This is a genomic window from Actinoallomurus soli (assembly GCF_024055715.1).
GTDB lineage: Bacteria > Actinomycetota > Actinomycetes > Streptosporangiales > Streptosporangiaceae > Actinoallomurus > Actinoallomurus soli.
In genome coordinates, this window is record NZ_JAMXMV010000016.1 from 45,811 (window position 1) to 59,783 (window position 13,973).

At 69.5% G+C, this 13,973-nt stretch carries 12 protein-coding genes; 3 read left to right on the forward strand and 9 right to left on the reverse strand.

The genetic code is table 11. The features are described from left to right. Nucleotides 1-16 precede the first annotated feature (16 nt). From NDW01_RS31130 to NDW01_RS31150, 5 genes are all read right to left on the reverse strand, one after another. Nucleotides 17-322 carry a plasmid mobilization protein gene (locus NDW01_RS31130; RefSeq protein ID WP_252827919.1) on the reverse strand — a complete coding sequence of 102 codons (306 nt, stop codon included), beginning with the start codon at nt 320-322 and terminating at the stop codon, nt 17-19. 344 nt (nt 323-666) lie between these two features. Beyond that, nucleotides 667-1,503, reverse strand: a complete 837-nt coding sequence (locus tag NDW01_RS31135; protein WP_252827920.1) for a TatD family hydrolase — start codon at nt 1,501-1,503, stop codon at nt 667-669. A 43-nt stretch (nt 1,504-1,546) separates the two neighbouring features. Further along, nucleotides 1,547-3,337 carry a methionine--tRNA ligase gene (gene metG / locus NDW01_RS31140; RefSeq protein WP_252827921.1) on the reverse strand — a complete coding sequence of 597 codons (1,791 nt, stop codon included), beginning with the start codon at nt 3,335-3,337 and terminating at the stop codon, nt 1,547-1,549. Between the two features lie 139 nt (nt 3,338-3,476). Continuing rightward, on the reverse strand, nt 3,477-4,889 hold the full coding sequence (locus tag NDW01_RS31145) for a hypothetical protein (RefSeq protein WP_252827922.1): 1,413 nt from the start codon (nt 4,887-4,889) through the stop codon (nt 3,477-3,479). Between the two features lie 189 nt (nt 4,890-5,078). Then, nucleotides 5,079-6,470 carry a glycosyltransferase family 2 protein gene (locus NDW01_RS31150; RefSeq protein ID WP_252827923.1) on the reverse strand — a complete coding sequence of 464 codons (1,392 nt, stop codon included), beginning with the start codon at nt 6,468-6,470 and terminating at the stop codon, nt 5,079-5,081. A 304-nt stretch (nt 6,471-6,774) separates the two neighbouring features. Between NDW01_RS31150 and NDW01_RS31155 the strand changes: the two genes are divergently transcribed. Further along, complete coding sequence (locus NDW01_RS31155; RefSeq protein ID WP_252827924.1) at nt 6,775-8,277, forward strand: hypothetical protein; 1,503 nt, start codon at nt 6,775-6,777, stop codon at nt 8,275-8,277. A gap of 46 nt (nt 8,278-8,323) precedes the next feature. Here the strand turns inward: NDW01_RS31155 and NDW01_RS31160 are convergent, their stop codons facing one another. Next, nucleotides 8,324-8,623, reverse strand: a complete 300-nt coding sequence (locus NDW01_RS31160; RefSeq protein ID WP_252827925.1) for a hypothetical protein — start codon at nt 8,621-8,623, stop codon at nt 8,324-8,326. A gap of 116 nt (nt 8,624-8,739) precedes the next feature. Next, a complete protein-coding gene (gene rsmI, locus NDW01_RS31165; RefSeq protein WP_252828057.1) occupies nt 8,740-9,576 on the reverse strand; it encodes a 16S rRNA (cytidine(1402)-2'-O)-methyltransferase in 837 nt (278 codons plus the stop codon). A 150-nt stretch (nt 9,577-9,726) separates the two neighbouring features. On the opposite strand from rsmI, the gene NDW01_RS31170 reads away from it, so the two are divergent. Together NDW01_RS31170 and NDW01_RS31175 are read left to right on the forward strand one after the other, a co-directional pair. Then, a complete protein-coding gene (locus tag NDW01_RS31170; protein WP_252828058.1) occupies nt 9,727-11,286 on the forward strand; it encodes a dolichyl-phosphate-mannose--protein mannosyltransferase in 1,560 nt (519 codons plus the stop codon). Continuing rightward, the gene (locus tag NDW01_RS31175; RefSeq protein WP_252827926.1) at nt 11,277-12,254 is read left to right on the forward strand and encodes a magnesium transporter CorA family protein; all 978 of its coding nucleotides are present in this window, start codon (nt 11,277-11,279) and stop codon (nt 12,252-12,254) included. Before NDW01_RS31170 ends, NDW01_RS31175 begins: the two co-directional genes overlap by 10 nt. A gap of 6 nt (nt 12,255-12,260) precedes the next feature. Here the strand turns inward: NDW01_RS31175 and NDW01_RS31180 are convergent, their stop codons facing one another. Next, nucleotides 12,261-12,857 (reverse strand): Uma2 family endonuclease, encoded by a 597-nt coding sequence (locus NDW01_RS31180; protein ID WP_252828059.1) that lies wholly within the window; start codon nt 12,855-12,857, stop codon nt 12,261-12,263. Nucleotides 12,858-12,917: 60 nt separating this feature from the next. Then, entirely contained in the window at nt 12,918-13,859 is a 942-nt protein-coding gene (locus tag NDW01_RS31185; RefSeq protein ID WP_252827927.1) for a threonine/serine dehydratase, read from the reverse strand. Nucleotides 13,860-13,973: the final 114 nt, after the last annotated feature.

Here is a 13,973-nt window from a genome sequence, read left to right on the forward strand (position 1 = left end):
CGGCGAATGCCAGTGATCAGGCGTGCAGGGCCCGTAGCGCGTCGATGACGAAACGCCGGGCCTGGGCCATGTCCTTGCGCGCGCGTTCCAGGTCGATCACCTCGGCGCCCGGCGCCGTCAGCGCGGCTCGGCGGATGAACGCGGACAGGCTCAGGCCGGCCGCGTCGGCCGCCTGCTGGATCCGTTCGATCTCCGCGGAGTTGAAACGGACGGAGACGACGCTGTCCAGCTTCCGAGAGACTCGGGCCTCTACCTGCTCGCCCCATACTTCCGGATTGTCGCGCTGCTCGTAGTAGAACTCGGCCGCGTCAGCGTCGGACATCTCTGACTTGCTCACCGTCATACCTCCCAAGCCGTCACGGGCCGGGCGGATCGTCCACCGGCGTCATACGTGAAGGGCACTGCGAGCTTCCTCCCGCCGTCAGTCACACCGACCGCGAGATGATCCGCCGCCGCCCGCGCCTGTTGCGTCGGATCATCGGTCCGTTGACGAACACCTGCTCGACCTCATCTCGCGTCACGCGTCGCAGCGCATGGTCGAGGTTTCCGTCGTCCCACTCGATCGTTTCGATGACGAGCAGAGCCCGCGCCCTTCATGTCATACATCCTAGACGCCGAATGTATGACTCGCGAGCGTGATCGTTCAGCTACTTCGTGTATTCAGGGTCACCAGGGGCCGAAGACGCGTTCGCCGTTGGCGGCGATGGCGGCGCACAGGTCGGCGAGGTCGACGCCCTTGACGTCGCTGAGGCAGCGGACGGTCAGGGGGACGAGGTACGGGGCGTTCGGCTTGCCGCGGTGCGGCACCGGGGTGAGGTACGGGGCGTCGGTCTCGACGAGGATGAGCTCCAGAGGAGCGACCGCCGCCGCCTCTCGCAGGTTTGCGGCGTTCTTGAAGGTGACGTTGCCCGCGAAGCTCATGTAGTAGCCGTGCTCGGCGCAGACCTTGGCCATCTCCCGGTCGCCGGAGAAGCAGTGGAAGACGACCGTGTCCGGCGGGCCCTCCTCCTCCAGGATGCGCAGCACGTCGTCGTGGGCGTCCCGGTCGTGGATGACGAGGGCCTTGCCGGTGCGCTTGGCGATGTCGATATGGGCGCGGAACGAGCGCTGCTGGTCCTCGACCGAGGCCCAGTCGCGGTAGTAGTCCAGGCCGGTCTCGCCGACGGCGCGTACGTCGGGCAGCGCGGCCAGCTTGGCGATGTCGGCGAGGACGTCGGCGGTGGCGTCACCCGAGTCGTTCGGGTGGATCGCCACCGCGGCGTACACGTCGTCGTACGTCGCGGCCGCGTCGGCGGCGTGCTGCGACGAGGCGAGGTCGTAGCCCACGGTGACGGCCCGCCGGATGCCGACCGAGTGGGCGGCGGCGAGCACCTCCGTGATCGGCACCTCGAGGATGTCGAGGTGACAGTGGCTGTCGAACACCTCGACCGGCAGCGCCTCGGGCAGCGGCGGGAAGGCCGCGCCGCGGAAGCCGTCCGACGTGTTCTCCGGTCCCTCGCTCATACGAGCACCCTCCCCGGTGTCGCGGCCGGGTACGAGCCCGGACTCAGGACTGCTCCAGCCGGGCCAGCTCCTCGTCCACGACCGAGGAGTCCAGCTTGGCGAACAGCGGCGTGGGCGGGGCCAGCGGCGTGCCGGCCGCGATCGGGCGCGACTCCCAGCGGGCCTCGGTGTCGTAGGACCCGGTGAGGACCGGGTAGTCGGGGCCGCCTTCCTCGGAGACCTCGCGGATCTCCGGGGCGCCGCTCCACTCGCCCTGTCCGCCGAGCATCCGGTGGACCTTCTCCGAGGACCCCGGCAGGAACGGCGTGAGCATCGACTTGGCGTCGTCGACGAGCTGCAGCGCGACGTGCAGGATCGTCTTCATCCGCTCCGGGTCGTCGTTCTTCAGCTTCCAGGGCGCCTGCTCGGACAGGTACTTGTTCGCCTCGGAGACGGTGCGCATGGCCTCGTTCGCGGCGTTCTTGAACCGCGAGCGCGACAGCTCGGCGCCGACCGCGTCGAACGCCCTGCGCGACCGCTCCAGGATGTCGCGGTCGAGGTCGGTCAGCTCACCCGCGGCCGGGATCTCCCCGATGTTCTTGGCGGCGAAGGAGATCGAGCGGTTCACCAGGTTGCCCCAGGTCGCGACGAGCTCGTCGTTGTTGCGGCGGACGAACTCGGACCAGGTGAAGTCGGTGTCCTGGTTCTCCGGGCCGGCGACCGCGATGTAGTAGCGCAGCGCGTCGACGTCGTACCGCTCGAGGAAGTCGCGGACGTAGATGACGACCTGGCGCGAGGAGGAGAACTTCTTGCCCTCCATGGTCAGGAACTCTGAGGAGACGACCTCGGTGGGCAGGGTGAGCCTTCCGAGGGAGCCGGCCGTGCCGCCCTTGTCGCCCGCGCCGTTGTAGCCGAGCAGCATCGCCGGCCAGATCTCGGCGTGGAAGACGATGTTGTCCTTGCCCATGAAGTAGTACGTCTCGGCGTCGGGGTTCTGCCACCAGGCGCGCCAGGCGTCGGGGTCGCCGCTGCGCTTCGCCCACTCGACGGAGGCCGACAGGTAGCCGACGACCGCGTCGAACCAGACGTACAGCCGCTTGTCCGGCCGGTCGACCCAGTCCGGCAGCGGCACGGGCACGCCCCAGTCGAGGTCGCGGCTGATCGGCCGGGGCTGCATGTCGTCGAGGAGGTTGCGGGTGAACTTGTAGACGTTCGGCCGCCAGAGGCCCTCCTTGCCCTGCAGCCACGAGCCGAGGGTCTCGGAGAACGCGGGCAGGTCGAGGAAGAAGTGCTCGGTCTCGACGAACTTCGGCGTCTCGCCGTTGATGCGGCTCCGTGGGTTGATCAGGTCGATCGGGTCGAGCTGGTTGCCGCAGTTGTCGCACTGGTCGCCTCGCGCCCCGTCGTACCCGCAGATGGGGCAGGTCCCCTCGATGTAGCGGTCGGGCAGGGTGCGCCCCGTGGACGGGGAGATCGCGCCCATCGCCTTCTTCGTGAAGACGTAGCCGTTGTCGTACAGGCCCTTGAAGATCTCCTGGACGACGGCGTAGTGGTTGCGCGTCGTCGTCCGGGTGAACAGGTCGTACGACATGCCGAGGCCGTGCAGGTCCTGGGCGATCACCTTGTTGTAGCGGTCGGCCAGCTCACGGGCGGACACGCCCTCCTTGTCGGCCTGGACCTGGATGGGGGTGCCGTGCTCGTCGGTGCCGCTCACCATCAGGACCTTGTTGCCCGCCATCCGCTGGTAGCGGCTGAACATGTCGGCGGGCAGCGCGAAGCCGGAGACGTGCCCGATGTGGCGGGGCCCGTTGGCGTACGGCCAGGCGGGCGCGGTCAGGATGTGGCGGCTGGACATGTGCTAAGCCTAAGGGCCGCCCGCCGATGACTCACTCCGATATCACCTTTCCGGCACGATCACCATGCCGTGTCCGGCTCCTCTTCGTCGTCGAGCGCGTGGGCGTCGTCTGCGAGATGCAGATCGAGTGAGACGCCGCTCAGTCCCCGATCAGAGGGGACCGCGGCGGAAGCGGGTGGCGGCGGCCCATCCACAGGTCCGCCACCGCGAGCGCGGCCGCGATACAGGCGACCGGGACCACCGGCAGGACGTATCGGTGGTCGAAGTCCAGGACGGCCACCGGGAGTACGAGCAGCGCCGCCGCCGCGATCCACGGCAGGCGGGCGCGCCGCCGTACGCCCAGGGCCCCGACGGCCAGGATCGCGGCGAGCACGGGACCGCGCAGGTAGGCCGGGTACTGGTAGACGCGGAGGAATCCCGCGTACGGCTCGACGGAGCGATAGTCGCCCGCCCCGGGGTCGTACGAGGCGAGGGCCCTCCTCGCCTCCGGGACGTCCGGCAGCGGCACCCGGCCCTTCGCGAAACCGAAGGCCGGGGTCACCCGTTTCGGATGACGCGCCGGAGTCCAGTGGAACGCCAGCGACACGTCTCCCGCGACGTCGGCCGCGTAGTCGAGCGGCTGGGCGGCGATCGCGCGCAGCGCGAAGGAGCGGGCCACGTCGTTGGCGGCGGCCGGGCCACCGGGGAAGCGGTTGATCGGCGAGTCGGCCGCCCAGACGTACTCCCCCGCGGCGTCCTGGCGCGTCCCGGCCGGACAGAGCCGGGCCTCCCGCTCGGGAGGGAGGATCACCCGGCAGTTCGCGAACGTCATGGTGCGCGCCCACAACGCGACGCCGTCGCCACCGGCGAGGGTGAACCGGCCGTAGACGGAGGCGTACCAGCTCGCGTAGAGGACGATCGGGAGGGCGCCGACGACCGCGGTCGCCAGCACGGGCCGCCGGCCGGTCCGGCGGACGACGAGATGCGCCAGGACCAGGAGGAACAGCGGCAGCGCGATCGTACGGGTCAGCGCCGCCAGGCCGAGCAGCGCGCCCGCGACGGCGCCGGCGCGCGTGGCCGGTCCCGGCGACCACATCAGGACCGTGATCGCCGCGACGACGAGGAAGATGAACAGCGCGTCGGACAGCACCGCGTGTTCGAGCTGCAGGAACGACGCGTCGAACAGCTGCGGGACGGCGGCGGCCGCCGCGCCCCAGGCGGGCAGCGAGTGCCGCCGCAGCACGGCGTAGACCAGCATGCCGGTGGCCAGTCCGAGGGCGTGCTGCGTCGCCACGACGAAGGTGACGCTGTGGAACGGCCGCAGCAGCGCGAGGAGGAACGGATAGCCGCTCGGCTGGAACCCCCACGAGGGGCGGGGGTGCGCGGCCAGGGACAGGTACGCGAAAGAGTCCCCGTAGTAGATCCGCGCCGGCCGGTAGCCGAGCATCGTGGTGATCCGCAGGCCGGCGGCGAGCGCGAGCAGGACCGCGAACGCCCCGTGCCCGCCGAGCGGCCGCCGGGGTGCCGAAGTGCCGTACGGCCGCGGTGGTGCCGGGATGAGCAGGTTCGTCACGGGGGCGCCCTCATCGATCGGTAATGATCAACTAGACGCTGCACATCAGTGGAGAGTTCGCTGAACGATGAAGAAAGCCCTCAGCGACCGAGAACCCGGCGCAATCCGCCTGGGAAGCCCCTTGACAGCCTGGGGAGCCCATGGAAAAGGCCCCGGTGGGTCACACCGGGGCCTCGGGGAGGGGCGACGTCAGGCGGTCTTGTCGGCCGCGCCCTCGGCGCTCGCGCCGGCGTCCGCCGACACGGCCTCGGCCGGAACCGTCTCCGCCTCGGGCGTCTCGGCCGCGTCCTCGGCGGCACCGGGCGCGTCTCCGTCGGTGTCCGCGTCGTCGCGCGGGTCCGCGGGAGCCCCGGCGTCGAGGGTCTCGCTGCGGACCTTGTCCGCCGCGGCCTCGACCACGTCGGTGGCCTCGTCGACCACGTCGATCACGGGCGGGTGCGAGCGGCGGCGGATCGCGAGGATGCTCACGAACAGCGACGCGAAGATCATCTGGAAGCTCATGATGAGCGCGGTGGCCGACGGCACGACGATGCGCAGCGCGTCCCGGGGGTCGAGCTCACCGAAGCTGTGTCCCTGCCAGTGCGCCAGCGAGGCGACGAGCCCGACGAGGCCGGCGAGCGCGAGCAGCCCGCCGACGACGAGGCCGCGTTCCAGGCTCCAGCTGTCGATGACGCGCTGCACCCGTTTGTCATGGGGGAGGAAGCCCTCCTCCATGGCGTACACCTTGGTCAGCAAGGCGAAGATCACGGCCTGGAAGCCGATCACCACCGCCGCCGAGGCCCCGACGAGGGTGTCGACGTCGAACGCGACGTCGCCGACGTGGATCGGCCCGGTGGCCAGGGCGACGCCCGCGATGAGCCCGATCGCCATCATGAGCAGGCCGGGGATCAGGAACAGCCAGCGCGGGCTGTACAGGCACAGGAAGCGCAGGTGGCGCCATCCGTCGCGCCACGTGCTCAGGTGCGGCGGGCGCGACCGGCCGTCGGGCGACAGGGTCGTGGGGACCTCGCGGATGTCGTAGCCGGCGAGGGTGGAGCGGACCACCATCTCGCTGGCGAACTCCATGCCGCCGGTCTGCAGCTCCAGCCGCAGGATCGAGTCGCGCCGGAACGCCCGCAGCCCGCAGTGGAAGTCACCGATCTTGCTGCCGAAGAACAGCCGGCCGACGAAGCTCAGCACCGGGTTGCCGAGGTACCGGTGCAGCGGCGGCATGGCGCCGGGGGCGATGCCGCCCTTGAACCGGTTGCCCATGACGAGGTCGGCGCCGTCCCGCAGTTGCTCCAGGAACGGCATGAGGGCGGTGAAGTCATAGGAGTCGTCCGCGTCGCCCATCACGACGTACGTGCCGCGAGCGGCGCGGATACCGCCCATCAGGGCGTTGCCGTACCCCTTCGCGGACACCGGGACCACCCGGGCGCCCGCGTCGCGGGCGAGCTGCCGGCTGCCGTCCGTACTGCCGTTGTCGGCGATGATGACCTCGCCGTCGACACCGTGCTCGGCGAAGAAGCCGAGTGCCTTGCGAACACAGGTCTCGACGGTCTCGGCCTCGTTCAAGCACGGCATCACTACGGAGAGTTCCACGTCGTGTCCTCCATCACCCCACAGCACTGGCTTGGGGGCTTTTCGACTAACCTCGTCGTGTTCCGACAAGTGGCGCGTGTTATCCATGATGCCTGCCGACGAGCGACCGCGTGTTGCAAAGTCGCAACCTTTAACTCCACCTGGAGCACGGATGCGACGGCAGGCTGGGGATATCAGGATAGGGGCTGTGCGGTCCAGGAAGGTCGGTCCGGACTTGACGAACGCCGGAGAGCGGGGCGGGTCCACCGTCGTGACCAATACGCGTTCCGACGAGGAATCGCAGGTCACGACGGTTGACGAGAATGTGACGGAAAAGACGCCGGCCGTTGGTGGTTCCGGGCTGCGGGCACTCGTACGGCGGCACAAGATCTTCACCGTGGTGCTCGCGGTCGGTGCGCTGCTCCGGATGATCGCCACCCTGGGCTACCGGCCCGCGTCGTGGTTCAACGACTCCTTCGACTACCTGCACGTCGCGATGGCGCCGTACCCGCACCCGATCCGCCCGGACGGCTACTCCTTCCTGCTGTGGATCTTGAAGCCGTTCCACAGCTTCATGCTGATCGCGACGATCCAGCACCTGATGGGCCTGGCCTCGGCGGTGATGATCTACGCGTTGCTGCGCAAGAGGTTCGGCCTGCCGGCGTGGGGGGCGAGCCTGGCGACGTTCCCGGTGCTGTACGACGGCTACCAGATCCAGCTCGAGCACCTGATCCTGTCCGACACGATGTTCGGCTTCCTGCTCGTGTCGGTCGTCACATTGCTGCTGTGGCACGGCCGGGACCTCACCTGGAAGACCGGCGCGCTCGCGGGGCTCCTGCTGGGGCTGGCCACGCTGACCCGTTCGGTCGGCACGCCGGTCCTGCTGGCGGTGATCGTCTACTTCCTGGTGCGGCGGATCAAGTGGCGTGTGATCGTCGCCACGGTCGCGGTGTGCGCGCTGCCCCTCGCCGCCTACGCCGGCTGGTTCTGGTCGTACTACGGCAAGCCGGGCATGACGATGAGCAGCGGCGTCTTCCTGTACGCGCGGGTGTCGGCGTTCGCGGACTGCAACAAGATCAAGCCGCCGGTGACCGAGTACGCCCTGTGCAAGAACAACAAGACCTCGCACACGCCGCTCGTCTTCTCCCAGGACGCGATCTGGAACCGCAACTCGCCGTTCCACCGCATTCCGGATCAGCGCTTCACCAACGACCAGAATCAGCTCGCCAGCGACTTCGCCAAGCGGGCCATCATCGCGCAGCCCCTCGACTATCTGCGGGTCGTCGGAAAGGACTTCCTCTTCACGTTCCGGTGGAAGCGCACCGTCTTCCCGGACCGCGCGACGTACGAGATGTACCAGTTCAGCACAAAATCCGCCGCTCTGCCGACCTGGCGGATGAGCAGGGACCGTACGGCGGCGTCCGAGGCCCACACGTACGAGCAGGGCAACGCCCGGACGAAGATCGTCGATCCGTGGGCCACGACCATCCGCACCTACCAGCGGTTCGTGCACCTGCCCGGCACGCTGCTCGGCGGGATCCTGATCGTCGGCCTGGCCGGGCTGATCCCGCTCTGGCGGCGATGGGGCGGGGCGGCACTGCTGCCGTGGGTCACCGCGACCGGGCTGCTCCTCGTGCCGCCGGCCACCGCCGAGTTCGACTACCGGTACGTCCTGCCCACCGTGCCGCTGGCCTGCATGGCAGCGGCGATCACCTTCTCCGGCGAGCCCCGCCGGAAGCTGGCGCGGCTCGCCCGTACGGTCCGGCGCCGGGGCGGCGGGACGGACGCGGAGGACACCTCGTCGTCCGGCGACGCCGTGCCGGCGTAGGGCGTGCCCCGGCCCGTGCGGGACCGGGAACACGCCCGACGGCCGATCAGTAGGCGTGAAGCCTACGGCACTTGAAGATCATCTCCAGTTCGGCGTAGCGGTGGGGCGGGACGGCCTGGCTTCGCGGCCGGCCCGGCGGGAGGATCTTGACGTCGTACGCCCCGCAGGACGGGCAGTACAGCTCCGCCCACGGAGAGGTGCAGCGCTGACCGTTGCGGCGGTAGTAGACGACCTCACCGCCGTGTCCGTCGGCGCAGTGGCCGACCTCGAATTCGACGTGCCATTCGAGCAGGCAGGCCAGGCATTCGTACGTCCACGTCTCACTCGAGATCATGGATTCGTGCATCGGCGTCACCCCCGGGGGAATCGGCGTACACGCGTGGAATACGCACCGAAGTCATCTTCCCCGCCAAGTGGTGCTTTTGATGGAGACGCCGCCGCAAAATTAAGTTCAAATAAGGGTCAATGATCCGCTTTGTAGGCAATGACAGCGTCATAGAGTTCTCTTTTCGGAACTCCGTGCTCCCGCGCCACATCGCCGATCGCCTGCTTGCGCGGGGTGCCCTCCCCCACCCGGCGCTCCACCTCCGCCGCGAGGTCCCCCACGTCCACCTGTTCCGCTCGCTCCGGAGCTCCGGCGACGACCACCGTGACGTCCCCGCCCACTCCGCCGGCGGCCCACGCGGCGAGCTCCCCCAGCGGACCGCGCCGCACCTCCTCAGGCGTCCCGGCCGACGCGCGGCAGGCGGCGGCCGGGCGGTCGGCCCCCAGCGCCGCCGCCATCGCCTTCAGGGTCCCCGCCAGCCGATCCGGCGTCTCGAAGAACACCATCGTGCGCGGCTCGTCGGCGAGGGCGCGCAGCCGCGCGGCGCGCTCCCCGTCCTCCGGCGGCAGGAACCCCTCGGCGCAGAACCGGTCCCCGGGCAGCCCGGAGACGACGAGCGCCGTCGTCACCGCCGAGGGGCCGGGCAGCACCGTCACCGGCACCTCCGCCTTCACCGCCGCCGCCATGAGGCCGTACGCGGTGCCGGAGACGCCCGGCAGGTCCGCGTCCGCGACCACGAGGACGTCGCGGCCCGCGCGGAGCTCGTCGAGGAGCCCGGCCTCTCCGGCGCCCCCGTTCGCGTCGCGGTACGAGACCACCCGGGCGGACGGGGAGACCTCCAGGTCGGCGGCGAGCCGCCGCAGGTGCCCGGGGTCCGCCGCGGCGATGACGTCCGCCTCGGCCAGCGCCGTGCGCAACCGCGCCGACGCGCCTTCCACTCCTCCGGTCGGTGCGGCCAGCGTCAGCGTCCCCATGTTCTCCACGCCTCCATCTTCGACGCTTCCGTGCGCCGCTCGTCCGGGCGGGGCCCCCCGCGGACGCCGAATGCGTCGTTCCCAATCGTTTCTGACGGTGAAGTGCACGAGCTCCACGGCTTCCGCCCGTACGATGTCGGAGTGGTGGCGATGACGGGAATCGAACCCGAGACACGGCCCGAGCAGGGAAGAAGGCCACTGTCCTTGCGTCAGTGGCTCACCCCGGACATGCCCGGCAGCAGACTCATGGGGTGGGTCGGCCCCCTGCTCGTGACCCTGTTCGCAGGTGTCCTGCGCTTCTGGCACCTCGGCAGGCCCAGAGCCGTCATCTTCGACGAGACGTATTACGCCAAAGACGCGTACGCGCTGACGAAGTTCGGTTATGAGCACAACACGGTCAAGGACGCCGACAAGCTCCTGCTGCAGCATCCGCCGAACCTCCACATCTGGGCGGACGGTGGAAGTTTCATCGCGCACCCGCCCGCCGGGAAATGGCTGATCGCCATCGGGGAGTCCATCTTCGGGATGACGCCGTTCGGCTGGCGTTTCTCCGCCGCCCTGGTCGGCACCCTGTCCGTGCTGATCCTGGCGCGGGTCGCCCGCCGGATGACGCGGTCGAACCTCCTCGGCACGGCGGCCGGCCTCCTCCTCGCCCTCGACGGCATGCACCTGGTCACCAGCCGGACGGCCATCCTCGACGTCTTCGTGATGTTCTGGATCCTGGCCGGGTTCGCCTTCATCGTCATCGACCGGGACGTCTCCCGCGCCAGGCTCGCCCGTAAGATCGCCGAACGGGGCGAGGACGACGGCCTCGGCCCGTTCGTCATGCACTGGTGGCTCATTCCCGCCGGCCTCTGCCTGGGCACGGCCACCGCCACGAAGTGGACCGGGCTGTACTACATCGCGGCGTTCGGGCTCCTGGTCCTCATCTGGTCGATGGGCGCCCGCCGGGCCGCCGGAGTGCGCCGCCCGTACGCCGGCGCGTTCGCCTTCGAGGCCGTGCCGGCCTTCCTGTCCATCGTCGTCCTCAGCCTGATCACCTATGTCGCCTGGTGGAGCGGCTGGATCTTCAACGCGGGCGGCTGGGGCCGCGGCCGCGTCGCCTCCAACCCGGTGACCGCGTTCTTCCAGGCGATGCCCCGGCTGTGGGACTACCACCAGCAGATGTGGCACTTCCACACCACGCTGTCGGCCCACCACCCCTACCAGTCCTGGCCGTGGAACTGGCTGATCCTCAAGCGGCCGGTCTCCTTCTACTACACCCAGCCGACCGGCTGCGGAGCCCCCACCTGCTCGCGGGAGGTGCTCGACATCGGCACCCCCGCCATCTGGTGGGTCTCCATCGTCACGATGCTCATCGTGGCCGCCTGGTGGCTGGTGCAACGCGACTGGCGCGCGGGCGCCACCCTCCTGGGCTTCCTCGCCGGCTGGGTGCCGTGGTTCTACTACGGCCTGAACCACCGCACGATGTTCCTGTTCTACGCCACGCCGATGCTGCCGTTCATGGTGCTGTCCATCGTGCTGGCGCTCGGCCTGCTCATCGGTCCCGCGACGGCGCCACCGGCCCGCCGGGTGTTCGGCTCGGCCATCGCCGGCGCGTACGTCCTGACCGTGCTGGCCAACTTCTACTTCTTCTATCCGGTGCTGACGGGACACGTCATGTCCTACGAGTCCTGGCACTCCCGCATGTGGCTGGTCTCATGGATCTGAAGCCCCGGACCAGGGTCTGGCGTAACGGCCGGCTGGAGAAGGAGGACTTCCCCGCCGGGCAGATCAGCGACTACCTGGCCGAATCCGACACGGTCGTCTGGCTCGACCTCTGCGCGCCCGACTCCGAGGGTCTGGCCCTCATCAGCGAGGAGCTGGGCCTGTCGCCGCTCGCGGTCGAGGACGCCGTCAGCGGTCACGAACGTCCCAAGCTCGACCGGTACGACGGCCACCTGTTCCTCAACGCCTACTCCGTGCACCTCACCGACGACGGCACCGGCCTGGACAAGCACGAGATCTCGGCGTTCATCACCGAGCGGGCGCTCGTCACCGTCCGCATGGACGAGGGCTTCGACCTCGACGCGCTGCTGAAGCGCTGGGACGGCTCGTCCGACCTGGCGCAGTACGGGGTCGCCTACCTCCTGCACGGCCTGCTCGACCTGATCGTCGACGGGCACTTCGACGCGGTCCAGGCCCTCGACGACAAGATCGACGACCTGGAGAGCGATCTCTTCGCGGACCACATCCCGCCCGACACCCAGCAGCGGAGTTACCGGCTGCGCAAGAGCCTCGCCCTGCTGCGCCGGGTCGTCCTGCCGATGCGGGAGGTCGTCAACACGCTCCTGCGCCGCGACCTCGAGGTCATCCCGGCGCCCATGGCCCCGTACTTCCAGGACGTCTACGACCACGTGCTGCGCGCCACCGAGTGGACCGACAGCCTGCGCGACATGGTGACGAGCCTGCAGGAGACGCGGATCGCCATGCAGGGCAACCACCTGAACCTGGTGATGAAGAAGCTCACCGGCTGGGCCGCCGTCATTGCCGTGCCCACCGCCATCACCGGCTTCTACGGCGAGAACGTCCCATACCCGGGCTTCGGCAAGCACTGGGGCTTCGTGACGAGCATCGTCGTGCTCCTCGTCACCGGCGTCGCCCTCTACGCCGTCTTCCGCAAACGCGACTGGATCTGAGCCCCCTCAGAGCCGGTCGACCTCGGTCAAGTCGATGTCCAGATCGAACGGCACCGTCAGCTTCAGCCGGTCGTGGTGGATGCCGGTCAGTGCGTAGTTGCGCGTCGCCGGGTCAAGCTCGTATACGTAAACGGTCGGCCGCCCGGAGGCACTTTCCACTCGCCAGAAATGCGGGATCCCTGCCTTCGCGTACAGCTGCGGTTTGCGCTCTCGATCCCGCTCCTCCGACTCAAGAGACACAACCTCTACGGCTAGCAGGACGTCAGCCGGCCGATACGTGGTCTGCTCCGGTCCGGTAACACTCTTCGCCCGCACGACCAACACGTCGGGTTCGGGCCGCTGCCGAGGCCCAAGAGTGATCGTCATCTCACGGCGAACCCTGACGTCGGCCGGGGCGGTCCTCCGTAGACCGGCTACCAGGACGTCCATGGTCAACAGATGGAAGTTGGCCTGCGGGCTCACGAAGACCAGACTGCCATCTATTAGCTCTGTGTGAGGTGGCAACTCCGGAATGTGATCCAAGTCCTCTGCGCGAAAGCCTTCCGCCGGAGGGATGTACCACGGACGCTCTTGTGGCATTTCAGGCATCGGCGCCGCCGTCATCTGATCTCCCTCTACGGAGACGGTCTCCAAGGAACCTTGTTGATGCCAATCTACCAATGTTCACTCGACAGTGACCCGAGTTCCACGCTCCGTAATGTCCGAGGGGTCGGTGTTGGCGCCGCAGCAGACGAGGGCGAGGCGCTCGCCCGGGGCGGGGCGGTAGGCGCCGGTGAGCAGGGCGGCGTACGCGGCGGCGGTGCCGTGCTCCAGGACGAGGTGATACCGCCGCCACAGCTCTCGCCGGGCGGTGACGACGTCCTCGTCCGACACCAGGACGGACGTCACGCCGGTCCGGCGGGCGACGTCGAAGGCGATGTCGCCCACCCGGCGGGCGCCGAGGGAGTCGGACGCCACCCCGGAGACCTCCACGTCGACCGGTTCGCCCGCCGCGAGGGCGGCGTGCAGGGACGGGCAGCCGTCCGGCTCGACGGCGACCACACGGGACCGGCCCTCCAGAGCGGCGGCGATCCCGGCCATCAGCCCACCGCCGCCGACCGCGACGAGGACGGTGTCCACCCCGCCGGTCTGCTCCTCGAGTTCAAGCGCCAGCGTGCCCTGGCCCGCGCAGATCTCCGGCTGGTCGTACGCGTGGCAGAACAGCGCGCCGGTGTCGGCCACGCGCTTGGTCGCGGCCTCGTACGCCTCGGCGTACTCGCGTCCCACCTGCGCGACGGAGGCGCCGAGTGCCTTGAGACCGGCCACCTTGACGGCGGGCGCGGTCTCCGGGACATAGACCTCCGCCGGAACGCCCAGCTCGCGCGCCGCGTACGCGACGGCGAGCCCGGCGTTGCCGCCCGACGCCGCCACCACGCCCGCGTCCGGGAGGCCGCCCCGCTCGACGGCCGCGAGGATCCGGTTGAACGCCCCTCGGGCCTTGAACGATCCGGTGTGCTGCAGTTGCTCCAGCTTGAACCACCGCTCGCCGTCGTCGAACACCGGAGTCGTACGGACCCGGGAGCCGAGGCGGGCCCGAGCCGCTTCCACGTCGCTGCGAGAGATCACCCGTCCACCGTACGGCCTTCGTGAAGGGATCTTCCGCCGGCCGTGGGCCGTACGTCCCGTCGGTGGAAACGGCCGGTGTGCATCGCGGTGGTGGCGGGAAGAGGAAGAGAACGG